This window comes from Halomonas sp. TD01 (assembly GCF_923868895.1).
Taxonomy (GTDB): Bacteria; Pseudomonadota; Gammaproteobacteria; order Pseudomonadales; family Halomonadaceae; genus Vreelandella.
This window is the reverse complement of record NZ_OV350343.1, coordinates 41915-68380: the sequence shown is the minus strand read 5'-3', so window position 1 is coordinate 68380 and position 26466 is coordinate 41915. Positions and strand designations below refer to the sequence as shown.

26 protein-coding genes are annotated in these 26466 nt (G+C 53.5%); 7 read left to right on the top strand and 19 right to left on the bottom strand.

From position 1 onward, the window contains the following. Positions 1 to 4: 4 nt before the first annotated feature. The 4 genes from L1X57_RS00360 to L1X57_RS00345 are packed head-to-tail and all read right to left on the bottom strand — an operon-like array spanning position 5 to position 3544. Positions 5 to 1036 carry a YcjF family protein gene (locus tag L1X57_RS00360; RefSeq protein WP_234667851.1) on the bottom strand — a complete coding sequence of 344 codons (1032 nt, stop codon included), beginning with the start codon at positions 1034 to 1036 and terminating at the stop codon, positions 5 to 7. Continuing rightward, positions 1033 to 2421: a YcjX family protein gene (locus tag L1X57_RS00355; RefSeq protein WP_009722540.1), complete on the bottom strand. Its 1389-nt coding sequence runs from the start codon at positions 2419 to 2421 to the stop codon at positions 1033 to 1035. Before L1X57_RS00355 ends, L1X57_RS00360 begins: the two co-directional genes overlap by 4 nt. A 4-nt stretch (positions 2422 to 2425) precedes the next feature. After that, entirely contained in the window at positions 2426 to 2614 is a 189-nt protein-coding gene (locus L1X57_RS00350) for a hypothetical protein (protein ID WP_009722541.1), read from the bottom strand. 60 nt (positions 2615 to 2674) lie between these two features. After that, positions 2675 to 3544, bottom strand: a complete 870-nt coding sequence (locus L1X57_RS00345; RefSeq protein WP_009722542.1) for a D-hexose-6-phosphate mutarotase — start codon at positions 3542 to 3544, stop codon at positions 2675 to 2677. Positions 3545 to 3675: 131 nt separating this feature from the next. On the opposite strand from L1X57_RS00345, the gene L1X57_RS00340 reads away from it, so the two are divergent. From L1X57_RS00340 to L1X57_RS00325, 4 genes are all read left to right on the top strand, one after another. Further along, positions 3676 to 3918, top strand: coding sequence for a GlsB/YeaQ/YmgE family stress response membrane protein (locus L1X57_RS00340; RefSeq protein ID WP_009722543.1), 243 nt, complete (start codon positions 3676 to 3678; stop codon positions 3916 to 3918). Between the two features lie 252 nt (positions 3919 to 4170). Then, positions 4171 to 6636 carry a DUF1266 domain-containing protein gene (locus L1X57_RS00335; protein WP_009722544.1) on the top strand — a complete coding sequence of 822 codons (2466 nt, stop codon included), beginning with the start codon at positions 4171 to 4173 and terminating at the stop codon, positions 6634 to 6636. A gap of 106 nt (positions 6637 to 6742) precedes the next feature. Further along, positions 6743 to 7381, top strand: coding sequence for a C40 family peptidase (locus tag L1X57_RS00330; RefSeq protein ID WP_009722545.1), 639 nt, complete (start codon positions 6743 to 6745; stop codon positions 7379 to 7381). Positions 7382 to 7417: 36 nt separating this feature from the next. Next, positions 7418 to 8605, top strand: coding sequence for an MFS transporter (locus L1X57_RS00325; RefSeq protein WP_009722546.1), 1188 nt, complete (start codon positions 7418 to 7420; stop codon positions 8603 to 8605). On the opposite strand, the gene L1X57_RS00320 is transcribed toward L1X57_RS00325, so the two are convergent. From L1X57_RS00320 to L1X57_RS00300, 5 genes are read right to left on the bottom strand one after another with little or no spacing between them, the layout of a single operon-like run. Then, positions 8573 to 9205 (bottom strand): ABC transporter ATP-binding protein, encoded by a 633-nt coding sequence (locus tag L1X57_RS00320; protein ID WP_009722547.1) that lies wholly within the window; start codon positions 9203 to 9205, stop codon positions 8573 to 8575. The two genes, L1X57_RS00325 and L1X57_RS00320, sit on opposite strands and share 33 nt — an antisense overlap. Further along, the gene (locus L1X57_RS00315; RefSeq protein WP_009722548.1) at positions 9198 to 10064 is read right to left on the bottom strand and encodes an ATP-binding cassette domain-containing protein; all 867 of its coding nucleotides are present in this window, start codon (positions 10062 to 10064) and stop codon (positions 9198 to 9200) included. The genes L1X57_RS00320 and L1X57_RS00315 overlap by 8 nt, the downstream gene beginning before the upstream one ends. Positions 10065 to 10079: 15 nt before the next feature. Next, positions 10080 to 10880 carry an ABC transporter permease gene (locus L1X57_RS00310; protein ID WP_009722549.1) on the bottom strand — a complete coding sequence of 267 codons (801 nt, stop codon included), beginning with the start codon at positions 10878 to 10880 and terminating at the stop codon, positions 10080 to 10082. Then, complete coding sequence (locus L1X57_RS00305; protein WP_009722550.1) at positions 10877 to 11857, bottom strand: ABC transporter permease; 981 nt, start codon at positions 11855 to 11857, stop codon at positions 10877 to 10879. The genes L1X57_RS00310 and L1X57_RS00305 overlap by 4 nt, the downstream gene beginning before the upstream one ends. Then, positions 11848 to 13428 (bottom strand): ABC transporter substrate-binding protein, encoded by a 1581-nt coding sequence (locus tag L1X57_RS00300; protein ID WP_234667849.1) that lies wholly within the window; start codon positions 13426 to 13428, stop codon positions 11848 to 11850. Before L1X57_RS00300 ends, L1X57_RS00305 begins: the two co-directional genes overlap by 10 nt. A 107-nt stretch (positions 13429 to 13535) precedes the next feature. On the opposite strand from L1X57_RS00300, the gene nikR reads away from it, so the two are divergent. Further along, entirely contained in the window at positions 13536 to 13937 is a 402-nt protein-coding gene (gene nikR / locus L1X57_RS00295) for a nickel-responsive transcriptional regulator NikR (protein ID WP_009722553.1), read from the top strand. A 71-nt stretch (positions 13938 to 14008) separates the two neighbouring features. Here the strand turns inward: nikR and L1X57_RS00290 are convergent, their stop codons facing one another. After that, positions 14009 to 14491, bottom strand: a complete 483-nt coding sequence (locus L1X57_RS00290; RefSeq protein ID WP_009722554.1) for an FKBP-type peptidyl-prolyl cis-trans isomerase — start codon at positions 14489 to 14491, stop codon at positions 14009 to 14011. A gap of 179 nt (positions 14492 to 14670) precedes the next feature. Here L1X57_RS00290 and L1X57_RS00285 point away from each other — a divergent pair, with 179 nt between their 5' ends. Continuing rightward, positions 14671 to 14952 carry a hypothetical protein gene (locus L1X57_RS00285; protein ID WP_009722555.1) on the top strand — a complete coding sequence of 94 codons (282 nt, stop codon included), beginning with the start codon at positions 14671 to 14673 and terminating at the stop codon, positions 14950 to 14952. A 124-nt stretch (positions 14953 to 15076) separates the two neighbouring features. On the opposite strand, the gene L1X57_RS00280 is transcribed toward L1X57_RS00285, so the two are convergent. From L1X57_RS00280 to L1X57_RS00240, 9 genes are all read right to left on the bottom strand, one after another. Then, on the bottom strand, positions 15077 to 15544 hold the full coding sequence (locus L1X57_RS00280) for a glycine zipper 2TM domain-containing protein (RefSeq protein ID WP_009722556.1): 468 nt from the start codon (positions 15542 to 15544) through the stop codon (positions 15077 to 15079). A gap of 263 nt (positions 15545 to 15807) precedes the next feature. Further along, on the bottom strand, positions 15808 to 17406 hold the full coding sequence (locus L1X57_RS00275) for an isocitrate lyase (RefSeq protein WP_009722557.1): 1599 nt from the start codon (positions 17404 to 17406) through the stop codon (positions 15808 to 15810). 434 nt (positions 17407 to 17840) lie between these two features. Beyond that, positions 17841 to 18263, bottom strand: coding sequence for a GNAT family N-acetyltransferase (locus tag L1X57_RS00270; RefSeq protein WP_009722558.1), 423 nt, complete (start codon positions 18261 to 18263; stop codon positions 17841 to 17843). Positions 18264 to 18265: 2 nt separating this feature from the next. Beyond that, positions 18266 to 19447: a cupin domain-containing protein gene (locus L1X57_RS00265; RefSeq protein ID WP_009722559.1), complete on the bottom strand. Its 1182-nt coding sequence runs from the start codon at positions 19445 to 19447 to the stop codon at positions 18266 to 18268. Between the two features lie 55 nt (positions 19448 to 19502). Further along, the gene (purB, locus tag L1X57_RS00260) at positions 19503 to 20888 is read right to left on the bottom strand and encodes an adenylosuccinate lyase (RefSeq protein ID WP_009722560.1); all 1386 of its coding nucleotides are present in this window, start codon (positions 20886 to 20888) and stop codon (positions 19503 to 19505) included. A gap of 93 nt (positions 20889 to 20981) precedes the next feature. Next, positions 20982 to 21620 carry a high frequency lysogenization protein HflD gene (gene hflD / locus L1X57_RS00255; RefSeq protein ID WP_009722561.1) on the bottom strand — a complete coding sequence of 213 codons (639 nt, stop codon included), beginning with the start codon at positions 21618 to 21620 and terminating at the stop codon, positions 20982 to 20984. Then, a complete protein-coding gene (gene mnmA / locus L1X57_RS00250) occupies positions 21617 to 22759 on the bottom strand; it encodes a tRNA 2-thiouridine(34) synthase MnmA (RefSeq protein WP_009722562.1) in 1143 nt (380 codons plus the stop codon). The genes hflD and mnmA overlap by 4 nt, the downstream gene beginning before the upstream one ends. A 73-nt stretch (positions 22760 to 22832) precedes the next feature. Continuing rightward, the gene (locus L1X57_RS00245) at positions 22833 to 23294 is read right to left on the bottom strand and encodes an NUDIX hydrolase (protein WP_234667847.1); all 462 of its coding nucleotides are present in this window, start codon (positions 23292 to 23294) and stop codon (positions 22833 to 22835) included. Continuing rightward, positions 23291 to 23893, bottom strand: a complete 603-nt coding sequence (locus tag L1X57_RS00240; protein ID WP_009722564.1) for a pseudouridine synthase — start codon at positions 23891 to 23893, stop codon at positions 23291 to 23293. Before L1X57_RS00240 ends, L1X57_RS00245 begins: the two co-directional genes overlap by 4 nt. 306 nt (positions 23894 to 24199) lie before the next feature. Here L1X57_RS00240 and L1X57_RS00235 point away from each other — a divergent pair, with 306 nt between their 5' ends. Next, the gene (locus L1X57_RS00235) at positions 24200 to 26437 is read left to right on the top strand and encodes an NADP-dependent isocitrate dehydrogenase (RefSeq protein ID WP_009722565.1); all 2238 of its coding nucleotides are present in this window, start codon (positions 24200 to 24202) and stop codon (positions 26435 to 26437) included. The last annotated feature ends 29 nt before the right edge of the window (positions 26438 to 26466 follow it).

Genomic DNA, 26466 nt, shown 5'->3' with positions numbered 1-26466 from the left:
ACTTTTAACGACGCGTGGCGGGGGCAGTGTCTTTATCCAGCCGTTTGATTTGCCGCCACAGATCTTGGCGGAGGTCGGCCAGTTTGGGCTGTTCTTCTGGGGTAAAAGCCACAGGGCGACATAGACGCTGGGCGCGAAGCCCCAAACGGGCGCTCAGCAAGCCGGTTGCCAGGCCTTGGCCCGCACGGGCGGAAAGCCTGCCTGCCAAGTCAAGTGAGAGCATATCCATACTGGCATCGGTGGCCAGTTCGCTGGCTCCGGCAAAGGCCATGTTGTGCAGCACATTGCGAAAAAGCCGCAAGCGACTGGCATAGCCTAGTTCCAATCCATAAAGTCGGCAGAGTCTGTCGACCATGGCAAGGCTACGCCAGGCCACCAGTGCCATATCCACTAACGTCAGCGGGCTGATAGCCACCATAATGGCGGTTTCACCAGACATACGGGTAATCAGCCGTTGGGCTTCGCGGTCGCGGGGTGCCAGTAGGTGGTAGCGCAGCAGCGTTTGTATCTCTTCACCGCTGTGGTGAGACTGGCAGGCGCGTTGAAATGCCAGCCAATGCGGGTCATCGTCGCTCAGTTTTAGCTGGCGCTTAAGCTGCTCTGCCATGGATTGGGCTTGTTTGGTAGAGCGTTGTGGCAGTTCGGCTAAGTCATGGCGTAATCGGTCGTGGCGCTTCAAGCGGCGCAGACGGCCAAGCTCTTTCAACAACGACAGTCCGCCTAAACCAATCAAACTAATGCCAAACAGCTGCCAGGCCATGGTCATCCACTGTGACTGGGAAAAGGCGTCCGGAATGCCGGTGGCCAGTTCCACGGTGCCTAAAGTGGCGCCTCCCGCCAGGGCAAACATCAACCCCCAGCGGCGTTTGCGGGGTGTACCTAGGCTTGCTTCTGGCAGTGCTTTGATGTCTGCCTGGGTGGTCAGCGGTTGATGCGATTCAGTCGCTGCAAAGCTCTCACGCTGACGCAGCTGTTCTGCGCTGGGGGCGGGTGTTTCATCCGTCTGGAAATCCCGGCGCGGCTGAGGGTTGCTCATGTCAATTTATCTCCAATCAGCCAGTCGATAGCAGCGTCCATACGGATGTGCGAAAGCGCTTCGCTGTCAACGGACATCGGGCGAAAGCTGGGGAAATCGAAGCCCTGATGCTGCCAAAAGTCGGGTTTCGGTAGTCGGTTGGGCACGTCTCCTGGGTAGACCAGAACGTCTTCGCCTTCCAACGTGGTGCCTTTTAGCGCGGGCGTCCGCTTACCTTCGTGGAGTACTTCCCTGGCGTCGGTAGCGCGTATGGCTGCCAGTGACAATGCCTTCACCGGGATGTCGGCAAAGCGCAGGTCTTTAAGCGGCTCAGCAAGTAACGCCTCTAGCAGTTGCACAATATTGCCGTGCTGATCAGGCGTCACGTGGTCAGCTTTGGTCGCAGCGATGGCGAGACGGTCAATTTTCGGCGCAAACAGGCGCGTCAAAAGGCTGCGCTTGCCGTAATCAAAGCTTAGCATCAACTGGCGCAGCGCCTGGGAAAGGTCTTCAAAGCGTTCCGGCCCGGCATTAAGTGCGCCGAGCACATCTACCAATACAATCTGGCGATCAAAACGGCGAAAGTGATCACGATAAAAGGGCCGTACCACTTGCTGCTGGTAGTACCGAAAGCGTGCTGCCAAGGTGGCGTAAATACTAGTATCGGGTAGTGCTTCCAGGGTTTCTTTTGGTGCTTTTAATTCAGGCAGCGGAAAAAATTGCAGTACTGGCGCGCCATCTAGCTCACCTGGAAGCAAAAAACGGCCCGGCTGGAGATCGGAAAATCCTGCCTGTTTGGCCCGGCGAAGACCTTGGGCATAAGCATCAGCAAGGGCTGCCAGTTTGGCTTCATCAGCCTCGGCGGCAGGGTCTAGTTGTTCAGCCTCAGCTAGCCATTCGCTGAACAATACCTTCCGGTGCGGCCCTTCATGGAGTGACTGCGCTTGGCACCAGCTATAAAAGTCGTGCTGCAACAGGGGTAAATCCAGCAGCCACTCCCCTGGGTAATCGAACAGGTCGAGGGTTAGGTGGGCAATATCCGGTGTAAACCAGCCCTGTTGAGCAGGACGGTAGCGTAGCTGCAAGCGCAGCTCGCTAATGCCACGGGTGGGTTCTGGCCAGCGTGGCGGAGTATCACGCAGCGCCGCCATGCCAGGGTCATAGGGGAACCGCGGCACGCCAAGGTCGGGCTGGTTCAACCGTTGTGCGCCTAGCAAGCGCCCTTCACGGGCAGCCGGTAGCAAGTCTAGTTGAGCCTCCACTCCAGCGTGGCGCAGCTGGTTAACCAACGACGTTAGAAACGCGGTTTTCCCTGCTTGAGACAGCCCAGTTACGGCCAGCCTTAATTGCCGATCACGGCCTCGCTCTAATAAATTGCTCAGTTCGCGACTTAACGGCTGGCGCATCCTATTAATTCCTTATTAATACAACCTGGGAAAGCATGGGGAGGGTGGCGATGATAAACCCGACCACGGCGACGCTATACCCTGGCCAGCGACGCTGCATTTTCTGCGCAAGTGTTAAGCCAACTAAGCATACCACCATGCCTATCAGGTTAAAGGCAAGCGTGGCAGCCTCCAGCCATTGCTGTGGGTCCATCGTGTCTCCCTTGAAAATAGTGGTTGCCTTGATGATAACAAAGCGTTGATGAACCGAGGATTAACCGCGGCTTAATGTCGTACCTAACAGGTGTTGTGCACCGGGTACTAGCCATACTGGATCCAGGCGGGTATTGGCAGCTTCGACACAAAAAAAGTGGCGTGCCGCGTCGGCAGGCGTATCGCTGGGTAACTCGCTATCTGGGTGCCACACCACGGTAGAGTCACTGGATTGTTTGGCAATACGAAGCGTACGCTGGCCGTCGCTCAACAATACGGCTTCGTTGGTGTGATAGATACGGTCGACGGCTCCGCGAATGGCCAGCGTGCCTTGCTGTTGGTCTTCGGCAAAGTCGCGCAGTTTGTCTAGATAGCGTGCGCCTGCCAACCCTTCCAGACGGCACTGGTGTACATCATTAACAGCTAGGTAGGTATGAAGTGCACCGCTGATTTTGACGGGTGCTTCGCCAATGTTTTCGCTGATCAATTCGACGTTCAAGCGTTGTGCGTTAGCTTGAATGACCACGCGTGCGGATAGTTGACTATGCAGGGAATCAACAGGAGAGAGATGAACTTCAATACCTTCAGCATGATCATCCACCGCATCTAAGCGCCACTGAGCGTGACGAGCAAGCCCGTGGAAAGGGCCGTTACGATCAGGGCTTTCATCGGCATAGCGCTCGTCGCCAAACCAGGGCCAGCATAGGGGGATGCCGCCACGAATCGCACCAGGAAGCGCCTGTGGTGTTGGTGTGACCCAAAGCCAGCTAGTGTCGTCAGTGGGTTGAAAATGCAGCACTTGGGCGCCCTGTAGGCTAATCGCCATTTCTCCCCAAGCCATCTTAAATAGCGCTATGTCGCGCCCTTGCCAATTTATCTGTTGGTAGCCGTCTACATCGGACAGTAATTGCTTGAGAGAATCGGGAATCATAGGGGGTCCTTGTTCGGAAGGGCATCAAGTGGGCAGAACAGTCGCGCCGTGTGCTATGGTAGGACAAGCAACTGTTGTAGGTAAAACGTTGTAGGTAAAACCCTGACTAAAGTGAAAATCAAGGAGGCACTATGGGCTTTATTGCGTGGTTGATCATTGGTGGCTTGGCTGGCTGGATCGCTGGCAACATCATGCGTGGCGGTGGTTTTGGCATTTTGGGCAATATTGGTGTCGGTGTTGTTGGTGCGGTGCTTGGCGGGTTTTTATTTAGCCTGTTAGGACTTCAAGCGGGTGGCTTTATCGGCTCGTTGGTGACAGCAACCGTCGGTGCAGTCGTGTTGTTATGGATAATCAGTAAAGTTAAAAGCGCTTAGTGTAGCCAGCCCAGTGCATTATTTGCTGCCCGGCCTTGTGCCGGGCAGCGCTGTTTTAAGCGCTCGGTTTTAGCCTCGTTTTACATTTCTTCTCTATCGGCCTTAGCGCCACTTTCCGTTACACTATGTCCTTTTAGCAATGCCATTTTGACGGTGTCATTGTAACGACGTCTCTTTTAGGCGGCCTCACTTAGTAGGCTGCCAACTCTTTTTTGTTTTTATTAATAGCTTCCTGTTTCTTAGAGGTGTCTTTTGGCCGATGCACTGAATGCCTGGTGGGCTCAACAGCTCGTGCTGTGTGATTGGGCCTTTACGCCGCACCCGCTGACGGTGGATGCGGGAGCGGCCGAACAACGCCTGCTACAGCTGGGTATTGCGCACCGTGGCGAGTTGGCTGATCAGCTCTTTTTTGCGCTGGATGCCCCAGCCGGTGATGCTGACCGATTATTGGGAGCGCTAGAATGGGCGGCGCTAGCAGGCGCGGCAGGCTGGCTGACACAATTCCAGGCGCAAACGTGGGCGCACCACATTACGCGTCGTATTACGTCTGATTACAGCGACCTGCGCGCTTGGCTTTCCGACTTGCGCCGGGCGCTGGGCGTGAAAGGGTGGGAAACCGGCGCTGATGACCGCTTTATTGATGCCTGCCAGGCGTTAGCGGATTTAGAAAGCGAAGGCGAAGGCATCACTTGGCAAGCTCTTGAGACAGCATTGACGCGATTGCCAGACCCGCAGGCGCTCTGGCCAGAAGGCTCATCAGCACAGCCATGGCGTCTATGTGCTCTGTTTCGCTCTTTGATCAGCCATCCAGCAAGTAGTGCTGACTGGCCGGACGCCCCCCAGTGGCTAGCACGCATCTGGCAGGTTCATGACCGCGATCAGTTGCTTGAAGTGATGTTGTGGTTAAGTGCCCAGGGGGAGCGCCAGAGCTGGGATATCGAAGCTCGTGAGCTACTCACCATGGATCATGCTCAGCGCCAAGAGTGGCAACGAAGTGCTGTTGCAGATGCCCCTTATGCACCGGTATTGACTACGTTTGTTAGCCAAGGCGAGCCACTGGAGTGGGCCGCCTGGGACTGGCTACGACTGGTGGAATTGGCGTGGGCAGGCGCTTGCTGTGGTTGGTTAAGCCAAGCGGAGGCTGATGATCTCGCAGCACATGCAGCTGATTTAATAAGCCGCCGTTACCATGATTGGTATGCGGTGCTGAAAGCCTATATGCGTGGCCAAAGCCTGTTTGAAGGAGTTGATCGGCGTGGTATGACGCCGAGTACACGCCATAAGCTGCTGATGCAGGCGCCTCATAGTCCGTGGAAATGTCCGCTGAGCTCGCTGCTGGATGAGTCAACACTCAGCGCCTCCCGTGAGCGTATTAAACAGTGGAGAAACACCTCCCATCATTGGTTACTGGCCCTGGCTAGCGTGCGAGAGCCTGATGTGATGCTACGTCAGTTGAATCCCTCAGCGCCGATTTCGGAGCAGCGCCGCGCGGATGCGGCGGTCTATCTTCAGGATTCGCTAGGTCTGCATGCTGACGAGGGGCACCAAGCGCTAGCGCGCTATTGGCTGCCTGCTCAAGCGCACCATCTTAATCAGCTTGCCGCAGATGCTGTACACGGCGTTATGCCACCGTCACAGACACCTTTTGGCCAACCTACGCCTGACGAGCTAAAACAGCGTAATGCGGTAAAAGGAGTTAGCCGCCATGCCGCCACTATTCATCTGGCAGAGAAGTTCGCGTTCTACTTGCATATGGCGCTGGATAGCAGCCTGTTTGAGCGAGAGCCACTAATGACGCATGCCAGCGCTTTGCGTAGTTGCCTGTGCCGCTTTTATGCCACGCCAAAGCGTCTGCTAGAAGCATGGTTTGCCTGGGAGAGCTGCCTACCAGAGCCTGAGCATGATTCACTGATTAACGAAATTGCTTGGCATCTAGAAGACCCCGGCAGTCTTTTTCACTGGTTGAATTGGCGCCCTGATGCGTGGTGTGAACCCGGCGAACGGCCAACGCTAAGTCACTTCACTGCCATGTCGCTGGTTGGGCCTCTCAACAGCGCTGTGTGGAGTGAACCGCAAGTGGAAAGCTCCAGAGAGTGCACCGATATCCGTGAATGGGTGGAAAGCCATTATCATCTGACCAGTGCTGATGACATGCAGGAATTTTTAACCTTTATGCTCGAATCTGGGGATCGTCAGGAGTATCAGATCAACTATGCGCCCTACACGCTTAACCCTGAGCGCCTAGATGCCGAAATCGCTATTTTAGAGTCGGGTGATTGTGCCGAAGAGGAGCATCATCACCTGCTACGCTTGCGTCGGGTACAGAGCAATGAAGATGGCTGTAACGACGTGGATATGGCTGCCTGGGATATTGCTCAATTAGTCGATCTCGCGATTGCTGCGCGCCAGCTTGGTTGGTTAGATCGGCAAGCTTTTGCTGAAGTTCTGGATCGTGCTTATAAGCTGGCGGCTGATCACTATTCTGGCTGGCAAGAGTATTCCGCGGGAATGTACGCCGGTTTTTCGTTTTTTATGGGCGAAACACCCGAGCGAGAAAGTTTTTTGGCGGGGTTTCGACAGGCGTTAGTTGCTTGGTTGTGTGGCGCGCCAATACTGGCTGGACCCTGGGCGAGCCTTGATTTTCCTGGCAATAAGCCGCGCCACTTTGCGCCGCTGCATATCGACACGTTACCGGGCGATCAGCGGATATTACATTGAAGCTCGCCAAGCATAGGGTAATTAGCTTATAGTCCAGGGTTTGAAAAAAATGAGTTTTTTCAAACGTCATTCCCATAAACATTTCTATTGTTACGAGGTTAATCGCATGGTTGCGTCGCCACACCCCGCTGTGACCGCTGTCCGTGTTGTAAGTGTTTGTGCTGTTGTCGCTGTTTTAGCTGGTTGTGCGGGCTCTGCCTCACGCCAGGGCATGGAGCCACCCGAGAATTATTTCTCAATGGCGCTGCCGGGATTGGCAAAAGGTGAAAGCCTTGCAATGTCTCCGGTCAGTAACGCCACTGGCCAACTGCGTAGCCTTCAGACGCCGCCACCTACGATCATTCGCCAAGCGCTTTTAGAACAGCATCAGCGATGGGCAGGGACGCCGTACCGAATTGGTGGTACCTCGGAGCAAGGCATTGATTGTTCTGCTCTGGTAAGAAATGTTTTTCGTGACACGTTTAATTTAGAGCTGCCACGCTCTACCTATGATCAAGTACATGAGGGACGCCCGATCGACCGCCAAGAGCTGCAGGCGGGCGATCTGGTCTTCTTCCGTCCCCCTGGCCAATACAACCATGTGGGCATTTATGTAGGCGATGGCCGCTTTTTACACGCTTCCTCTTCCAAGGGGGTAATGATCTCCCGTTTGGATAACAGCTACTGGCAGCGCTATTATTGGCAGTCTCGGCGCGCGCTAGAGCCGACCAACCTTGCCCAGCTTAGTAGCCGCTATATGCAGTAAATGTCTGCTATTAGTTTTGTATAACGTGGACACCGCATGATTGAAGCTAGAACGCGCGCCTGGTGGCGCGCGACAGCGGCTCTTTGCTTGGGGTCGTTCCTCGTTTTTATCAACTTGTATGTACCGCAACCGCTGCTGCCCGGTCTGAAAGACACCTATGGGGTTTCTACCCTAGGTGTTAGTTTCTTGATGTCTGCATCAACACTCTCCCTTGCCTTCGCGCTACTCGTATTTGGCCCTCTTTCTGATGCGATTGGTCGTGAAGCTATTATGCGCATCACGTTGCTATTAGCAGGCGGGTTCTCCCTCGCATTGGCCTTTGCACCTACGTTTGAAAGCTTATTACTACTGCGGTTACTGCAGGGCTTTGTGCTGGGAGGGTTGCCTGCTGTTGCCATTGCTTGGATGGGGGATGAGTTTGAAAAACCTGCCTTACTTAGTGCGGTTGGCTTGTATATTGGCGCCAATTCGTTGGGCGGTATTGGTGGCCGAATTGTAGGCGGTGGCGCGGCGGCTTTAGGTGGCCCCTCAGCGGCGTTTTTAGCCGTAGGGATTATGACGGTGGTGGGGTGCGCGGTTTTTTGGCGTTTGCTACCCAATAGTCGGGCCTTTACACCCAAGCGCTTCAAGTTGCGGCAAGCGGTTGCTGGTCTGCTCGGGCATTTGCGCACGCCGGTGTTATTGGCGGCTTATTGCCTGGGCGGAATTAACTTTCTAATTTTTATCAATCAGTACAGCTATATTACGTTTCGCTTGGCTGATAAGCCCTATCAATTAGCGGCTAGCAGCTTAGGATTGATTTTCCTGACTTACCTGGGCGGTACGTTTGGTTCCACGGTTTCAGGCCGATTAGCAGGACGCTTTTCACCCGCGAGCTGTATGAGCGCGGGCATTGTTATTTTAATGTTGGGCACAGCGGTAACGCTGGCCAATTCTTTGCCGCTGATCATCGTTGGTTTAACCATTAACGCGTTTGGTTTTTTCTTAGCGCACTCACTGGCCTCTAGCTGGGTAGGGCGCTATGCCCAAGGTGCACGGGGCAGTGCCTCAGCGCTTTACTTAGTATTTTATTATCTTGGGGCAAGTGTTGGTGGGTTTTGGTTAGAGCCATTTTGGCGCTGGGCGCAGTGGCAGGGCGTAGCGGTGGGGTCTTGGTTACTGCTTTGCGTCACGCTGGCCATTAGCATTGGTTTATTGCGCTTCGAGGGTCGTGAGCGGCGCTAGCGTGCCTTGCACTAAATGGAGTCTTTGAGTGCATAATCGGGCTAGCAGCGCTGTGTCATGGCTGATCACTAACACGCCAAGTTGGTGACGGTCGGCAACTTTTCTCACCGCCTGCCATAGTTCCACTTGGGTGATAGGGTCGAGCATGGTTGAGATTTCATCTGCAATCAGATAGCGCACGCCGGGGGCTAACGCTCGTAATACACATACCCGCTGTAATTCTCCGCCAGATAAGGCGCTTGGAAAGCGAGATAGCCAATCAGGCTGAATGCCAAAGTCCTGCATCAATGACTCGGAAGGACACCATGCTTCGCTGAGAAGTTTCTTTACTCGCCAGCGCGGGTTGACGGCAAGTTCCGGTGATTGCGGTAACCACTGTACCGGCCGCAGCCCATAAGTGGGCAATGGCTTACCGTCGGCGTAAATCTCACCCTGTTGGGGTGGCAGTAAGCCAGCCAAGAGTTTACCGAGCGTAGACTTGCCCGCCCCTGAGTCACCGCTTAGCCCCAACCATTCACCTCGTTCAAGCTGTAGTGAAAGTTGTGCTAATAGCGGTACTTGTGAATGGAACCCAAAGGTGAGTTTTCGCGCATCAAGCAATGATTGGCTCCTTAGCAAGGCCCGAGACGTCAGCAAGGGTAGCGCGCTCGTTGGCATTTTTATTGGCGCTCATATGAGTGCTAAAGGCGTTGTCGGGTAGAGCGTTCCATAGTGCGCTAGCATAGGGGCTTTTAAGCTGTTCCCCGTTGCCTTGAAAGGCGCTTGCGTGGGTGGTTTCAATGCACTGCCCTTGGCGTAGTATTGTTACGTGGTCGGCAATGGGTAACGCATTGCGCAAATCATGGGTAATTAGCATGACCGCCTTTCCCTCAAGTGCAAGCGCCTTTAAAGAGGCCAATACGCGGTCGCGCTGTTGAGGATCCAACCCTACGCTTGGTTCGTCGGCAATAATCAGGCTGGCGCTACCTATCTGGGCCATGGCGGCTAAAACGCGCCGCGCCATACCGCCTGAAAGCTGATGGGGGTAAGCCTGCTGGGCATGTTGATTGAGCTGGTAATGGTGTAGTGCGCGTTCTGCGTTGTGCCAAGCGACTGTTTTGCTTTGCCCTGCTCGGCGAGCCGCCCAGCTGACTTGGCGTTGGCTGCTAACGAGGGGGTCCAGGGCATTGAGTGATTGCGGAATAAGCGCTAGCTGGCGGCCTCTTAGCTGGCGTTGGCGCTCAGTAGTCAACCGTGTATTTTTAAAAAATAGCTGACCGCTAGTTTTTGCCCCTTCCGGCAGTAACCCCATAATCGTATAGGCTAGCAGGCTTTTCCCCGCACCTGAGGCGCCAATCACCGCATGTATTTCACCGGGTTGTAGGCTTAACGACAGGTTATCAACGCAGGTGGTCCACTCTCGTCGCCACCACTGCTTGTAGTAGGGCAATTGCAGGGTTAGGTTTTCTATATTCAGCACGCTAGCTTCCTCCCGTTATAGAGCGCGACGTAATTGCGCCGCTAAACGATCAATCGATAGCACCATCAGCAGTAACCCCAGACCTGGAAAGACCCCCAACCACCAAAAGCCCCCTGTTAAGTAACGCATGGCATCGGCTAGTAATACCCCAATAGCGGGCTGGGTAGGGTCTAAACCCACGCCCAGAAAAGTCAGTGCGGCTTCATGCAAAATGGCGTGAGGAAACAGTAGCAGCGCGCCAACAATGCACTGGGGGAGTAAGTGGGGGAGTAAGTGGTGTACCAAAATAAAGCGGCGGCTTTTTCCTAGTGCCTGAGAAATAGCGACATAGGGGGCATGGCGTAGGGATAAGAGTTCCGCCCTCAGTATTCTGGCTAAGCTTGGCCAGTGGGTCAGCGCCACCGCAATAATCACCGCCTGTGTACCACCGCCTAAAGCAAAAGCTAACAGCAGTAGTAATATCAGATGCGGTACGCTTAACAGCGTGTCAATTAGCAGGCTGACGAGAGTGTCTAACGTGGTTGAAAGAGTGGCAAGCGTCGCTAGCGTTAACGCAATCAGTGTGCCGAGTAGCGCGGCGCTTAGCCCGACCCAAAAGCTGAGCCTTAGCCCAGCAAGGGTTCGCGCCCACAACTCGCGACCCAGGGCATCGGTGCCCAACCAATGGTTGGCACTGGGTGGCATAAGGCGAGCATCAAATTGCATTAGTGCTGCGCTATTACCCGACCACCATGAGCTGCTCATCAGCACAACCAACAGGATGAGTAGTAGGCTAATATAGCCAGCGGCAGCTAAGCGTGGTTGCGCCACCTTCATGGTTGTTCCTGTGCCATACGTGGGTCGATAAGTGGATACAGGCTATCTGCGATCAGATTGCCGACACTGACAAACAGCGCGGTAAACAGCGCTATCCCAAGAAGTAAGGGAACATCACTACGTAGTCCCGCTTCAACAGTGGCTTGTCCAAGGCCGGGGTAGGCAAATACCTGCTCAATTAGTATTGAGCCGCCAAACAACTCTCCCAGCGAAGCAAAAGCGAGCGTTAGTGCCGGGAGACTGGCATGACGTAGGCCATGACGCCAGGCGATATCTGATCGGCTGGCTCCTTGGGCAAAAGCGTGAAGGGCGATGTCGGAGTTCATCAGCGCTATCATGCGTGCGCGGGTATGAAGGGTGACGGTAGCGATGCCTAGCAGGGCCAGTGTCGTTATCGGTAGTATCAAATGGTGTAATCGCGTCAGCGTGCTGACGTCTTGGTTGAGTACTCCTACAGGCCCGGCGCAGCAGGTTGGCGTCCAGCCGAGATGAACGGAAAACAGTAGTACAGCCAGCATGCCAAGCCAAAAAGCAGGTGTTGAGGCGATTATATAGGCGTAGCCACTAATCAGCCGGTCAAGTAGTGAGCCTTCTTTAGCACCTGCGATAACACCCAGCGCAAAACCGACAAGCAACGACATTAGCCAAGCGCTACCCAGCAAGATAAAAGAGCGTTGGAAACGCTGGCTGATAACCTCGTTAACCGGTTGATTGTAGATATGGCTCCAGCCTAAATCGCCACTTATCAATTGGCTTAGCCAATGACCAAATTGAACGGCAGGCGAGGTGTCAAAGCCCCATTTTTCTGCGATCAGTGCGCGCTGTTCGGGGCTTACCTGCGCCATTTGAGGGCCAAGATAGGCATCCACAGGATCAATAGGTGAGAGCATGACTAACCCAAACGTCACTATCGCAACGCACAGCAATACCAATGCTAGCCGTACTAAACGGCTGGCCAGTGTCTTAATCAATCGCACGTCCAGCGCCATTCAAGCAGGTTGGCGGTAATCGGCCAGCCGTGGCCGTGAGGAGCAATGCCTAACTCTCCAAGATCCAGACAAGTGTTGGCGGCATATACATGGGTGAGGTTAACCATCCATGCCCAACTAGCATCGCCTCTAAATCCATAGCCCGTATTGCCATCCCATTGGGCGGCTTGCCAATGGCGGTTAGCTTCTTCTGCCCCTGCGGCCGCTTGAGCGGCTTCTAGGTGGCTATCCACCGTCGCGTTTGAGTAGTAGCCACTGTTATAGAAGCCAAATCCTGCGTGCTGGCTATGAAACAGGTAGTACACCTCTTGTGGGCTGTGACTGCCAAAGCCGAACACAATGGCGTCTTGGTGCAATGCTTCACGCTGTATTTCGTCCCAGTGGCGCCCTGTCGGCTGCATCTCAATGCCCAGGGGGCGTACCATTTCGGCGCTTACCTGAGCGAGCAGTTGGCGAGTGGTGTCGCTGGCAGGGTAGGTTAAGCGAAAACGTGCGGGCTGGTCGTTTTTATAGCGTAGCCCGTCGGCACGGCGTTCCCAGCCTGCGGCATCAAGTAGCGCATTGGCGCGTTCACTATCGGGCGCTGCAAAGGCTTCGTCATCAAGGCTCCAAGGTAGCCCATCGGCAGGGCCGAACGCGGGACGCCCAAAGCCATTAAGGGCGACGTCAACGAGGGTGTCTCGATCCAGGATAAGGTTAACCGCCCGGCGAATCGCACCATCGGCAGTTACATCGTTGCCGATAGGAGCGCCGGATGGGGCCTGCTCGCCTGTGGCAGGCTGCATAGGGAACAAAATTCCACGATTATCAACGCTTTCCATCGCAATGCGCTGCATGTGAGCAGGTAGGTTGGTGGCTAGCGCTGGCGGTACGGCAGCAAGGTCGAGCTGCCTGGCATGGGCCGCGCTTAACGTAGCCTCCTCGCCAGTAAATACAAACACCAGCCGTTCAAAGGCCGGCAAGGTGTCATGAAAAAAAGGGTTTCGCTCAACGATTAGTTGCTCACCCTCTTGCCATTCAACTAAGCGATAAGGGCCTGAGCCTATCGGTTGTCTGCCGTAACCTTCGCGATAACCGTTTTCTCTGCTGGCGTCAGGAACGATGCCAAGCGTCATCAACTGATCGATAAAGGTAATACGCGGCGCGCTTAAAGAGAGTTCCAAGGTTGTATCATCGATGGCGCTCGCTTTGTCCAGTGCGCTTAAATCGGCCCGGCCGCCTGCTTGCTTTGCGGCATTAAAGGTGTAAGCAACATCCTCGGCAGTCAGCGGTGTGCCGTCGCTAAAGCGGGCATCACCGCGCAGGGTGAGTGTCCAAGTGAGCTGATCTTCTGACAGTGTCCACGCGGTAGCCAAACCGGCTTCTGGGGTGAGGTCACGGCCGCGGGTCAGCAGTGTCGATTGAAAAAGAGGGCTACCGTACTGACCCCAGCCAAGTAGTGGATCGAATCCCTGCTCGGGCTCGCCGCCTATTGCCAAGACCAATTGCTCTTTGCTGAAGACAGGGGAGCTAAACGCGACGCACGTAGCTACCAGACCCAGTAAGATAGTGCGACGCATGAGCCCTCCCTTAGTTCATCCGTATGATGTTTTTACAATAACATCATACTTTCAGGGCTGGAAGTCACTGCAGCGCCACGCTTGCGAAGTTAGTTAAAGGAGAGAATATGCAACGGGTAACGGTAACGCTGGATGAGGAGCTGTTGAGCGAGGTCGATGAGTTGATGCATGCACGCGGCTACCAAAACCGCTCAGAGGCGATACGCGATTTAACACGGAGTGGGCTAAAACAGGCCAAGGAGGAGGTCGCGCCCGAAGCGCCCTGCATGGGAGCGCTAGTCTATGTGTACGATCACGCAGCGCGGGACTTATCGAAACGCTTAACCCGGCACTCCCATGATCATCACGATCTAACGCTATCGACGCTTCATGTGCATATTAATCATGATAGCTGTCTGGAAGTGGCGCTATTAAAGGGGCAGGGTAGCGCGTTGAAGCAGTTTTCCGATGAAGTGACATCGTCACGTAGCGTGCGCTATGGACAGTTAGTGATTATTCCTGAGGAGTGAAGAGGGAAAGTGGAGGAGCGCCCATTAAAAAGGGCGGCCCTGGGCCGCCCTATAGACATGCGTTAAGCAACTTAGTGCTCTACGCCGCCTTCGCCGTGCACGTGGCCGTGCTCGACTTCTTCCTGGCTCGCTTCACGAACGGTTGCAATCTCAACATCGAAGTTAAGGTGCTGGCCAGCTAGCGGGTGGTTGCCATCAACCACAACCGTATCGCCTTCAACTTTCTTGACGGTAACCATCAGTGGGCCGCCTTGAGTCTGGGCTTGGAACTGCATGCCCGGCTCAATGCTTTCAACACCTTGGAACGCATCGCGGGGTACTTCTTGCATCAGCTGTTCTTGAACTTCACCGTAGCCCTCTTCAGGGGTTACTTTTACGTTCAGCTTATCGCCTTCGGCACGGCCTTCGAGTTCTTTTTCCAGACCCGGAATAATGTTGCCAGCGCCGTGTAGATACGTCAGCGGCTCACGGCCTTCGGAACTGTCTAGCACTTCACCTGCATCGTTGGTCAGGGTGTAGTGGAACGCGACAACCGAGTTTTGCGCAATTTGCATTTAATAACCTTTCGGTGAGTGCATGTCCCAACATGGTAACGCGTGAGAGCTCGCTTGTCAGGGGGTAAGCAGGCTTTTTCCTCCTCTCACTCCTTTGGCGCTATTGCGCCACGGAGTAACCGGGGATACCCTACGACAACCTCTTTTCCCCCTTAAGACAACATTCACTGGAGCTGGTTATGACGATCTTCTTGATTTGGGTTATCGCCTTTGTGCTAATCGCCTACTTTGCGAACAAACGCTGGGATAGCAGTGTCAGTCAGGGGCTGGATAAAATGCTGCCTGAGGTATTAAAAACTCATGGTGAAAACCGCTATTTATGGGTGGTAGCATTAGCCGTATTGGGTGCCACCACGCTAGTTCGTCCTGTCGATATCCTTCTGGTCGTTATCCTGTTGACCATTATCGGTTTAATTATTGCAAAGCTGGCAAACTGGGCGAGTAATAAAGTCACCCATTAAATTATGCCTTGTTAGCCATTAACGAAGGCGACAAAAATGCCCGGCCAAGTAAACTTGGTCGGGCATTTTTTTCTGTTACGGCGCTACCTGCATTATTGGGTAGGAAGCGCTTGGTAAGGCGTGCTTAGTAGGGAGCTACACTCAAATTAGCGCCGCTACCGATCAGGCGAACACGTTGACCTGCTTGATACTGGCGGTCAGCGCTCTGAACCACGATGACATCAGTGCCGTCGTCGCGGCGAATTTCCATTTCTAGTGCGTTAATGCGGTTTGCGCGATCTTCCACTGCGGTACCGGCAACTGCGCCACCCAATGCACCAGCGACGGTCGCTAACTGACGACCAGAACCACCGCCAACTTGGCTGCCCAGCAGGCCGCCGATGACCGCACCGCCACCACCGCCCAGTAGGTTGCCTGTACGGCTATCTGCTTGGATTTGTACGGGACGAACCGCCACGATGGTGCCATAAGTCACGCTTTGGCCTGTTTGCGCTTGATTGCCACGGTACACATCACCTGAATAAGGCGCAGTGTTGGCACAGCCTGCCAGCGTGAGAATGCTCAATGCCGCAATAGGTAGTAAACGTTTCATTCAAACCTCCAGTGTGTCTTGGCCCGCATGGCTGCTAAGCAGCAGCGGTAATACGTAAGCTAGTTATAGAACAGCGTTCGTCAAAGATAACCTAAGCAGCTAGTTTTGACTAGCCATCAACAAGAAAGATCACGGTTTAAAGTGTAGACAAGTATTAAGAAAGCAATGTGTAAAAGCGTGCACAATGCTTGAGAAGGAGGGGATAGGATTCTATAAAAAAACAGGGAGCCTTAGCTCCCTGTTGCGTATTGCTAATTAAATGATTAGCCGAACTGATTCATGGTGTTGTCTTTACCACCGGCTTTAAGTGCCGCGTCTCCGTGGAAAAACTCTTTATGGTCGTCGCCAATGTTAGAGCCGGCCATGTCCTGGTGGCGTACAGTGGCGATGCCTTGGCGAATTTCCTGGCGCTGAACTCCTGCGACGTAGGCCAGCATGCCTTCATCGCCAAAGTAGCCTTTAGCCAGGTTGTCCGTAGACAGCGCCGCTGTGTGATAAGTCGGTAGGGTGATTAAGTGGTGGAAAATACCGGCTTCACGAGCGCCATCGCGCTGGAAGTTACGTGTCCACTCATCCGCTAGCTGGCCAAGCTCTGTGTTGTCGTATTCAACACCCATCAGCTTGTCACGCTGGTAAGCGGATACATCTTTGCCTTCCTTTTCCCACGCATCAAATACTTGCTGGCGGAAGTTCAGTGTCCAGTTAAATGACGGTGAGTTGTTGTAAACCAGCTTGGCATCGGGCACTACGTCGCGGATGCGGTTAACCATGCTGGCAATTTGGCCGACGTGGGGTTTCTCGGTCTCAATCCACAGCAGATCGGCACCGTTTTGTAGGCTGGTGATACAGTCAAGTATAACGCGGTCTTCACCAGTACCTGGTTTGAACTGGTAGAGGCCCGACGCCAAACGCTTCGGCTTAACCAGTTTGCCGTTTTGTTTGATAACCACATCACCATTATTGATGTCGTTAGCGTTTTCAATGACATCGCCATCTAGGAAGCTGTTGTACTGGTCGCCTAAGTCGCCGGGTTCATTAGTCACTGCGATTTTTTGGGTCAGGCCTGCACCCAGCGAGTCGGTGCGCGCTACGATAACGCCGTCTTCGATGCCGAGCTCAAGGAAGGCATAACGCACCGCATTGATTTTTGCCAGGAAGTCTTCGTGGGGAACGGTGACTTTGCCATCTTGGTGGCCACACTGCTTCTCATCGGAAACCTGGTTTTCAAGCTGAATGCAGCAAGCGCCCGCTTGGATGAATTTTTTGGCCAGCAAATAAGTTGCTTCAGCATTACCAAAACCAGCATCGATATCAGCGATGATCGGTACGATATGCGTCTCGTAGTTATCGATTTTGCTGATCAGCTCTTGTTCTTTAGCGCTATCGCCTGATTGTTTGGCATCATCCAGGGCACGGAATAGGTGGTTAAGTTCCCATGCATCTGCCTGCTTTAAGAAGGTGTAGAGCTCTTCAATCAGATCAGCGACCGATGTTTTTTCATGCATAGACTGATCGGGTAGCGGGCCAAACTCAGAGCGCAAGGCGGCCACCATCCAGCCTGACAGGTAGAGATAGCTGCGCTTAGTCGTACCAAAGTGCTTTTTAATGGAAATCAGTTTTTGTTGACCAATAAAACCGTGCCAGCACCCCAGAGACTGCGTGTATTTAGACGTGTCGGCGTCGTAGGCCGCCATGTCATCACGCATGATTTTTGCTGTGTAGCGTGCAATATCCAAACCGGTATGAAAACGGTTCTGAGCACGCATGCGTGCAGCGTATTCAGGTTTGATCGCTTCCCATTTGCCGCCTTGAGCTTCGCGCAGTTGGGCCATTGCTTTGATATCGTCGAGCAGTCCTGACATAGCTGTTTCCTCCGGGGTCATGATAGCTATTCGCAAGTTAGCTTATTCTTATGCTGCACCTGCGAAGATGTGTTCAGCATTATCGAAATTCGCTGCGCTGTCTCTACGCCAATTGTCTCTGAGCAAAACGTCTCTTAGTCAAACGTCGCGGTTAGAGAGTTATGGTTGTTGAGACCTTAATTGCAGCGTTTCCGGCTTGGCTAAGTTGAATATTGCGCCATAACGCTGCGGTGCAATAACTATCAACGAGAACAGTGCGTTCAACAATTGTCACTTGGGGGCAGAAGGGGTTGTAACTCGACTACAGGAGCGTAGCAAAACGCTCTGTTTGTGTAGTCGTTTTTCGTCAGATGAGCTGAAAAGGGGCAAAAAAAAGCGCCATATAGTAAATGGCGCTCCCATTAATTGGTCACAATGGTGGTGAAAAAAGGGAGCTACAGCGTTAGTAGCATCTCCCGATGAGGTATTCCGGCATCCATAAAGGTGCCTCCATGCGCTATAAACCCCAAGCGCTCGTAAAATGCGAGGGCGTGTAACTGGGCGCTCAGCGCTACATGCGTATGGCCTGCTTCTCGGGCCGCCTGGATGGCAGCTTCCATGAGCTGATAGCCAATGCCAGCGCCACGCGCGCTATCTAGTACCGCGACGCGCCCAATATGACCGTCGGGCAGCAGTCGAGCAGTCCCCACTGCTTGATCTTCAAAGTAGGCAATGAAATGACTGCTCTCGTCGTCACGGCCATCCCACTCCTCTTCTTGAGGTACGCACTGCTCTTCGATAAACACTACGCGACGAATCTCGGAAGCAGTGTCTTTTAGCGTATGCCAATCACCGCTAACGATCGTTGTAGTCGACACAGCTACTCCTCGTCATCCTCTTCGCCCATGAAGCCCAAGCTTCCAGTGTTTACCAACTGTGTTATCAGCGCTGCCGCCCCTTCAATGGCAAGTACGTCTTCGTGCATTGGGGATGGGGCAGCAAGCCGCCTAGCAAGCTCTTGCGAACAAACATGCCCGTCACCGTCGACAAACAGTGTGGTGCCAGAGGCATCGCTACGCCAGGCAAAGCGGGAGCCCGGCATATGAAACAGTGGTTCACCGTCCTGTAGTTGCGCAACAAGGTCAGCTTCACCCATTGGCTCTTCAAGGGGGACTACTTGGTCAATATATTTCGGTTGGGTCATGACGCGACCAAACCACTGGGCTATTTGTTCAGGATTATCCAAAGTGGAAAGCACAAACTGACGCATACGCTCAACGGCAGCATCATCTAGTTCACCGGCTAGGCTAGCAGGGGCCATGCCTGCATCACTATAGCGATGAGAGTCAGAAAGCTGCTCTCCGAGGTAGTCGGCATAAGACGTGATGGCTTCATCCGCTGAGGGGGCCCTAAATCCTACCGAGATAGTCATGCAGTCGTCGGTTTGGCTAACACCGTGGTGCGCCCAGCCGGGAGGAAGATAAAGCATGTCGCCCGGCGCCAGCGTCCAGTCGGAGTCGGCTTCGATCTCAAAGGTTTCAAGAATACGTAGATCGATTCCTTGGATAATGGGCGCGTTGTCTGGCTGCTTACCACCTAATTGCCAGCGACGGTGGCCGCTAGCCTGTAGCAAAAAGACATCGTATTGGTCGATATGCGGGCCGACGCTACCGCCGGGCGGCGCATAGCTAACCATGATGTCATCCAATCGCCAGCGGGGTAGGAAATCAAATTCATCCATGAGTGCAGCGATAGACGGTACGTAGTGATCGACGGCTTGAACGAGTAGGCTCCAGTTGCCTTCTGGCAACCGCTCAAAGGTCGCGTCGTCAAATGGGCCGTGGGAAACCTGCCAGGGGCCGTCAGGCCCATTTTCTTCTACAAGCCGCGCTTCTACGCCGGGTTCGCAGGCAAGTCCGGCAAGCTCATCAGGATCGATGGGGCTAATAAAGTCGGGGATAGCGCCACGAATCAGCAGCGGCTTCTGTTGCCAGTAATTGGCCAAGAAGTCTTCGGGCGTTAGATCGCCCAGCAATGTGAGTGGCTTATCGTGTTGGCTCATGACGTTATCCTAGTTCAAATGAGCGCTGCGCTTTACTAAGAGCGCAGTGCGTCGTTTAGAGTGCAGCAAGCCGTTGGCTAAGTGCTTCGGCTTGAGCCTTCGCATTACCAATATAGCTGGCAGGAGAGAGGGCTTTCAGCTCATTTTTGACTGACTCAGGCAGCTCAAGCGTATCAATAAAAGCAGCAAAACCTGCTTGGTCAATACGCTTGCCTCGAGTCAGTTCTTTAAGCTTTTCGTAGGGCTTTTCGATGCCATAGCGACGCATGACCGTTTGGATTGGCTCAGCTAGCACTTCCCAGCTGTTATCCAGGTCTTCTGCAAGGCGTTCTGGATTAGCTTCCAGTTTGCTGATGCCTTTGAGACTGGCGTGATAGCCAATCAGACCGTAAGCCAAGCCAACACCTAAGTTACGCAGTACAGTGGAGTCAGTCAGATCGCGCTGCCAGCGGGAAATCGGTAGTTTCTGTGCTAAATGACCAAGCACCGCATTAGCAAGGCCCAGGTTACCTTCCGAGTTTTCAAAGTCGATCGGGTTAACTTTGTGCGGCATGGTGGATGAACCAATTTCGCCTTCAACGGTACGCTGCTTGAAGTAACCCAGCGAAATATAGCCCCATACGTCGCGATCAAAATCGATCAAAATGGTGTTGAAACGGCACACCGCATCGAAAAGCTCGGCAATATAGTCATGTGGCTCAATCTGCGTGGTGTAAGGGTTGAAGCTTAAGCCCAAACCTTCCACGAAGGTGCGTGCGTTGGCTTCCCAGTCAATGTCTGGGTAGGTCGTCAGGTGGGCATTGTAATTACCCACAGCACCGTTAATTTTACCTAGAATCTCAACGCGTTCGATTTGCTTGAGCTGACGCTTCAAACGGTAAGCCACGTTAGCCATTTCTTTGCCCAGCGTTGTGGGGCTGGCGGTTTGCCCGTGGGTACGCGAAAGCATTGGCTGGGCCGCATGGGCAATGGCCAATTTGGCAATCTCATCGGCTACTTCATTTAGAGTAGGTAAAATGGCTTTTAGGCCATCTGCCAGCATGACGCCGTAGGATAGATTGTTGATGTCTTCGCTGGTGCAGGCGAAGTGAATAAATTCGGTGACCGCATTGAGTTCGGATTGCCCAGCAATCTTCTCTTTCAAGAAGTACTCAACCGCTTTGACGTCGTGGTTGGTGGTTCGCTCAATTTCTTTAATGCGTTCGGCATCTTCGACAGAAAAGTCACGAATCAACTGCTCGAGAAAAGCAGTCGCTTCCGCTGATAGCGGCGGTACTTCGACAATTTGACTGTGGTCCGCAAGGCGCTGCAGCCAGCGCACTTCCACAATCACGCGAGCACGGATAAGACCGAATTCGCTGAAGTGCTCCCGTAGTACGGCGGCTTTTGTGCCGTAGCGTCCATCAACGGGGGAGAGGGCGGTCAAAGCAGAGAGTTGCATGGCTTGGTTTCCAAGGTGGTCTGAAGTCAATTAATCGAAGTGCGATGTGTCGAAGCGCAATATGCCGAAGTGCCTAAATGGTCTGCAGGCGCGTTAGCCAAGGCTATCAAGCGCGCGTCTCAGCGCTTTGCGCTGGAAAACAAGCTTCCAGCGACGGCCGCCTTGCTGATGCCATAGCAGCGCAAAACGAATTCCCGCCATTAAGCAGGCGCGCACCCTTTCGGGCATCATGCGAGTTTGCAGTAAAGAGGGATCGCCCTGAACCACGATGCGGGTTTTGAACGTCGAAATGGTTTCTTGATAGGCGTCGCCAAGACTGGCAACCACATTCTCGTGTGTGCTACCGAAATGCTCCGCCTGCCCCTGTACATGGGACAGCTTTTGACCGAGTAAATCCATCATATGGCGGTCAGTGCGAAGTTTATTCATTAGCAGCAGTAGCGAAAAACCGTAGCGGAGTACCACCGGGTTGGCTTGCTTGCGGCCGACCAGGGCTTCGAGTGTTTCTAACCCACGGCGTAGGTTGTTCGGGTGGCCACCGTAGATAGCCTCAAAGCTTTCCGGGTTGGTGTCTACAGTGGCATTGATCAGCGTTTCCCAGGCGCGGGGGTCTACTTGCCCGGTGCGTGCGAGTTCGTCTACTAAGCTAGCGGATTGAAAGACGCCGGCCAGTGCCAGTGCTTGGCGGGCGGCTTGCGAATCCGGCGCGCGATGAATAGGGGTAGCGCTCATGCAGCGGCCTCCGTCGTGTTCCAAGTGGCGCGAATAACGCCGCCGCCTAAGCAAATATCACCATCATAAAGTACCAAGGACTGACCAGGTGTCACCGCCCATTGGGGATCATCAAACACCACCTCAACAGTGCCATCGGGCAACGCACGGATTTCACACGGGCAGTCGCTTTGACGATAGCGGGTTTTGGCGGTGTAACGGCCCCGCGCGGCAGGCGGTTCTCCTGCTACCCAATCCATGTTTTCAGTGGCTAGAGCATTGGTGAACAGTAGGTGGTGGAGCTTACCCTGGACGACAATCAATACATTGCGCTCCAGGTCTTTGGCCGCTACGTACCATGGGTCTTCCGAATAGTTGGCTAGGCCACCAATGCCAAGCCCCTGACGCTGCCCCAGTGTGTAGTACATAAGCCCCATATGCTTGCCAATGGTGTCGCCTTCGGGCGTTTCAATATTACCGGGCTGTGCGGGCAAGTATTGCTGCAAAAAATCACGGAAGCGGCGCTCGCCGATAAAACAAATACCAGTAGAGTCTTTTTTCTTGGCGGTAATAAGGTCGTGCTGTTCAGCCAGTGCACGAACGGCTGGTTTTTCCAGCTCACCGACAGGAAATAGGGTGCGAGCAATCGCCGCTTCAGGCACCGCGTGAAGGAAATAGCTTTGATCTTTATTGCTATCCACACCTTTTAGCAGACGCGGGCGACCTTCACGAATCCCTTGGCGAACATAGTGTCCGGTCGCGATTTTGTCAGCGCCCAACATTTCGGCGTATTCAAGAAAGACCTTAAATTTGATCTCGCGGTTGCACAGGATGTCGGGATTGGGCGTTCTGCCCGCTTTATATTCGGCTAAAAAGTGCTCGAAGACGTTGTCCCAATACTCGGATGCGAAATTGGCTGTATGCAGCTTAATACCCAGCTTCGCACACACGGCCTCGGCATCGGCTAGATCTTCTTTTGCCGTGCAGTATTCGGTGCCGTCGTCTTCATCCCAATTCTTCATAAACAAGCCCTCAACTTCGTACCCCTGTTGGAGTAGAAGGAGAGCAGAAACCGACGAATCAACGCCGCCCGACATGCCAACAATGACTTTTTGGGTCTCAACGGTTTCGGGGATAGACGTACCATGGGTGGATGTCATTGGCATCCTCAGTTGAAGTGGTGTGCAATTGGGCGCTGATTATACACGATGGAGGCTTGATGCTTCGAGTGCTTCACTCGTGAATCACTGTCAGGGGATAGCAGCGGCCGTTAATGGCGTGTTCGATGCGCTTAAGCACTAGGGGGCTACGCAACCGACCGGCATCGCTGAGGGCTTTGATGTCATTCAGGGTGAGCCAGTGAGTGGCGGTGATGTCGCTATCAATGGGTGACGACAGCATGACGTCTGGTGTCGCTATAAAACCATGACTATGAAAGGTAAGGCCTTCTGGCGTGTGGAAGACATAAAGGCCTAAGTAGTCGGTTAGCGTCACCTGCCAAGCGGTTTCTTCTTGTACTTCGCGCAAGATGGCTGCCATCGGGCCTTCGCCTGGCTCTACATGTCCAGCCGGTTGGTTAAACACGGTTTGCCTACCGCCGCGGGCTTCTTCCACCATCAAAAAGTGGTCATTGCGCTGAATCACGCAGGCAACGGTACTTCTGATGATGGCGTTTTTAATCATCTCACTGCTCATTTGGAGTGCCTGTGCCGAGGAGCGCCGCTACGCTTGGGCGCTTTAGTTGGGCGTGGAGCGTGTAGTGTTTCTTTGCGCCACTCGCCTGGGGCCAAGTCGCCAAGTTGCCATGTGCCAATCGCCGCGCGTACCAATCTCAACGTAGGAAACCCTACATGGGCGGTCATGCGCCGTACTTGGCGGTTGCGGCCTTCGCTAATCGTTAGCTCTAACCAACTGGTGGTTGGGTGGCGTTTGGGATCAATCCTTGGGTCGTGTTGCGCGATGGCGGGTGGCTCAATGCGCCGCGCTTTTGCTGGTTTGGTTGGGCCATCTTTTAAGGTGATGCCGTTTTTCAGGGCGTTAATCGCCTCATCATTAATATGTCCTTCGAGCTGCACCCAATAAGTTTTGGGCTGCTTGTGACGAGGATGGGCGATACGGTGAATGAGACTACCGTCATCGCTTAATAACAGCAGGCCTTCCGAGTCATAATCAAGTCGCCCAGCGGCGTAAACGCCCGGCACATCTATAACATCGGCTAATGTGGCACGGCCTTGTTTATCGGTAAACTGAGAGAGCATACGATAGGGTTTATGCAGTAAATATAAAGTACTCATAATCTCTTCAGGGGGGTGTCCTTGATTTGTCGACAATCTCTCATGCGATTAAAATGCAGCGCTGGTATACTTTGACGCTAATCCTTCAGACGCAGTTCTTGAAAAGCAGCCTTTGAATAGCGTTTACGTCGTGCTGGAGTTGTCGTAGTTATCACTGAAAGAACCACCGTAAAAACCACCGATTGATAACCGGGAAAGCCAAATAAAATGGCCCCGCCTGCTTCGCGGCATGGTCTCTCGTTGAAGAAGTCGCGCCGCTCAGGATCTTTATAATCACAGCGAAAGAAAAAAAGAGGTTAACGCAAAATGTCTAAAACGCCGAAGATCATTTACACGCTCACCGACGAAGCGCCTGCGCTCGCGACATACTCTTTGCTACCGATTATTGACGCTTTCACCGATGCTGCTGGTATCGAGGTGGAAACCCGGGATATCTCCCTGGCGGCTCGCGTTCTCTCTTTATTTCCAGACTACTTGACTGAAGAGCAGCGTATTGAAGACCACTTGGCCGAATTGGGTGCACTTGCCAAGGTTCCTGAAGCCAATATCATCAAATTACCGAATATCAGCGCCTCTATGCCGCAGCTGCGTGCTGTGATCAAAGAGCTGCAAGAACAAGGGTACAAGCTGCCTGAGTATCCGGACGACCCAAGCAGCGATGAAGAGAAAGATATCAGAGCGCGCTACGACAAAGTCAAAGGCAGCGCAGTTAACCCTGTATTGCGTGAAGGTAATTCCGACCGTCGCGCACCGAAAGCCGTGAAAGAGTACGCCCGCAAGTATCCGCACTCTATGGGGGAGTGGAGCCAGGCGTCACGTACCCATGTTTCGCACATGCATAGTGGCGACTTCTACCATGGTGAGAAGTCGATGACCCTGGATCGCGCCCGCAACGTCAAGATGGAGCTGATCACCGCCAGCGGTGAAACCAAGGTGCTCAAGCCTCGGGTCGAGCTGCTGGAAGGCGAAATCATCGACAGCATGTTTATGAGCAAGAAAGCGCTGCTGGATTTTTACGAGCGTGAAATCGAGGATGCGCGTGAGACCGGTGTGATGTTCTCATTGCACGTAAAAGCGACGATGATGAAGGTCTCGCACCCCATCGTGTTTGGGCACTGCGTCAAAATTTTCTACAAGGACGCCTTTGAGAAGCACGGTGAGCTCTTCAAAGAGTTGGGTGTCGATGTTAACAACGGCATCGCTAATCTCTACGATAAAATTGCGACCTTGCCAGAATCTCAACGTGATGAAGTCATTAGTGACTTGCATGCGTGCCATGACAAGCGCCCAGAGCTAGCAATGGTTGATTCGGCTCGCGGCATCACCAACTTCCACTCACCCAGCGATGTAATTGTTGACGCTTCAATGCCGGCGATGATTCGTGCTGGCGGTAAGATGTACGGTGCTGATGGTCGTCTCAAAGACGTCAAAGCCGTCATGCCTGAGTCGACGTTCGCGCGTATCTATCAGGAGATGATCAACTTCTGTAAGTGGCACGGCGCGTTTGATCCGGCCACTATGGGTACCGTTCCTAATGTTGGTCTGATGGCGCAGAAAGCCGAAGAGTATGGCTCTCACGATAAGACCTTCGAGGTGCCGGAAGATGGTGTTGCTAACATCACTGACCTGGACACGGGCGAAGTACTGCTGTCGCAGACTGTGGAGCAGGGCGATATCTGGCGTATGTGTCAGGTCAAAGATGCACCGATTCGCGATTGGGTGAAGTTGGCGGTTGAGCGCTGCCGTGATTCTGGTATGCCGACGGTATTCTGGCTCGACCCTTACCGCCCGCACGAGAACGAGTTGATCAAGAAGGTCAAAACGTACCTCAAGGATCACGACACTGATGGGCTTGAAATCCACGTCATGTCTCAAGTTCGGGCGATGCGTTACACCCTTGAGCGTGTGATTCGTGGTCTCGACACGATCTCTGTGACAGGTAACATTCTCCGCGATTACCTGACCGACCTATTTCCGATTCTCGAGCTGGGCACTAGTGCCAAAATGCTTTCCATCGTGCCGTTGATGGATGGCGGTGGTCTGTTTGAAACGGGCGCTGGTGGTTCCGCACCCAAGCACGTTCAGCAGTTGCTTGAAGAAAACCACCTACGTTGGGACAGCCTTGGAGAGTTCCTGGCTCTAGTTGCTTCTTTGGAACACCTCGCCAAACGTTTTGGTAATGACCGTGCTAAGCTGCTGGCGAAAGCGTTGGATGAAGCTAACGGCAAGTTCCTTGAAAGCAATAAATCACCTTCACGCAAAGTGGGTGAGCTTGATAACCGTGGAAGCCACTTCTATCTGGCGCTGTATTGGGCAGAAGCATTGGCAGCGCAGGATCAAGACGCTGAACTGAAAACACGCTTTGCTCGTTTGGTAGAAACGCTGAAAGCCAATGAAGCTACGATCATTGAAGAGCTAAACAGCGTGCAAGGACAGCCTGTTGATCTCAAGGGTTACTACCACCCGAACGGAGAGTTGGCTAGCCAGACTATGCGCCCGAGTAAGACGCTCAACGAAGCGCTTGCGATGGTCGCGAACGGTTAAGGTCTTAAATTACAAGCAGTCTGTGTGCA

What these genes read in the sequence shown, in the direction of transcription:
- L1X57_RS00360 (WP_234667851.1), bottom strand. Translation starts at nt 1,036, where the DNA reads ATGAGCAACCCTCAGCCGCGCCGGGATTTCCAGACGGATGAAACACCC.
- L1X57_RS00355 (WP_009722540.1), bottom strand. Translation starts at nt 2,421, where the DNA reads ATGCGCCAGCCGTTAAGTCGCGAACTGAGCAATTTATTAGAGCGAGGC.
- L1X57_RS00350 (WP_009722541.1), bottom strand. Translation starts at nt 2,614, where the DNA reads ATGGACCCACAGCAATGGCTGGAGGCTGCCACGCTTGCCTTTAACCTG.
- L1X57_RS00345 (WP_009722542.1), bottom strand. Translation starts at nt 3,544, where the DNA reads ATGATTCCCGATTCTCTCAAGCAATTACTGTCCGATGTAGACGGCTAC.
- L1X57_RS00340 (WP_009722543.1), top strand. Translation starts at nt 3,676, where the DNA reads ATGGGCTTTATTGCGTGGTTGATCATTGGTGGCTTGGCTGGCTGGATC.
- L1X57_RS00330 (WP_009722545.1), top strand. Translation starts at nt 6,743, where the DNA reads ATGGTTGCGTCGCCACACCCCGCTGTGACCGCTGTCCGTGTTGTAAGT.
- L1X57_RS00325 (WP_009722546.1), top strand. Translation starts at nt 7,418, where the DNA reads ATGATTGAAGCTAGAACGCGCGCCTGGTGGCGCGCGACAGCGGCTCTT.
- L1X57_RS00310 (WP_009722549.1), bottom strand. Translation starts at nt 10,880, where the DNA reads ATGAAGGTGGCGCAACCACGCTTAGCTGCCGCTGGCTATATTAGCCTA.
- L1X57_RS00300 (WP_234667849.1), bottom strand. Translation starts at nt 13,428, where the DNA reads ATGCGTCGCACTATCTTACTGGGTCTGGTAGCTACGTGCGTCGCGTTT.
- nikR (WP_009722553.1), top strand. Translation starts at nt 13,536, where the DNA reads ATGCAACGGGTAACGGTAACGCTGGATGAGGAGCTGTTGAGCGAGGTC.
- L1X57_RS00290 (WP_009722554.1), bottom strand. Translation starts at nt 14,491, where the DNA reads ATGCAAATTGCGCAAAACTCGGTTGTCGCGTTCCACTACACCCTGACC.
- L1X57_RS00285 (WP_009722555.1), top strand. Translation starts at nt 14,671, where the DNA reads ATGACGATCTTCTTGATTTGGGTTATCGCCTTTGTGCTAATCGCCTAC.
- L1X57_RS00280 (WP_009722556.1), bottom strand. Translation starts at nt 15,544, where the DNA reads ATGAAACGTTTACTACCTATTGCGGCATTGAGCATTCTCACGCTGGCA.
- L1X57_RS00275 (WP_009722557.1), bottom strand. Translation starts at nt 17,406, where the DNA reads ATGTCAGGACTGCTCGACGATATCAAAGCAATGGCCCAACTGCGCGAA.
- L1X57_RS00265 (WP_009722559.1), bottom strand. Translation starts at nt 19,447, where the DNA reads ATGAGCCAACACGATAAGCCACTCACATTGCTGGGCGATCTAACGCCC.
- purB (WP_009722560.1), bottom strand. Translation starts at nt 20,888, where the DNA reads ATGCAACTCTCTGCTTTGACCGCCCTCTCCCCCGTTGATGGACGCTAC.
- hflD (WP_009722561.1), bottom strand. Translation starts at nt 21,620, where the DNA reads ATGAGCGCTACCCCTATTCATCGCGCGCCGGATTCGCAAGCCGCCCGC.
- mnmA (WP_009722562.1), bottom strand. Translation starts at nt 22,759, where the DNA reads ATGACATCCACCCATGGTACGTCTATCCCCGAAACCGTTGAGACCCAA.
- L1X57_RS00245 (WP_234667847.1), bottom strand. Translation starts at nt 23,294, where the DNA reads ATGAGCAGTGAGATGATTAAAAACGCCATCATCAGAAGTACCGTTGCC.
- L1X57_RS00240 (WP_009722564.1), bottom strand. Translation starts at nt 23,893, where the DNA reads ATGAGTACTTTATATTTACTGCATAAACCCTATCGTATGCTCTCTCAG.
- L1X57_RS00235 (WP_009722565.1), top strand. Translation starts at nt 24,200, where the DNA reads ATGTCTAAAACGCCGAAGATCATTTACACGCTCACCGACGAAGCGCCT.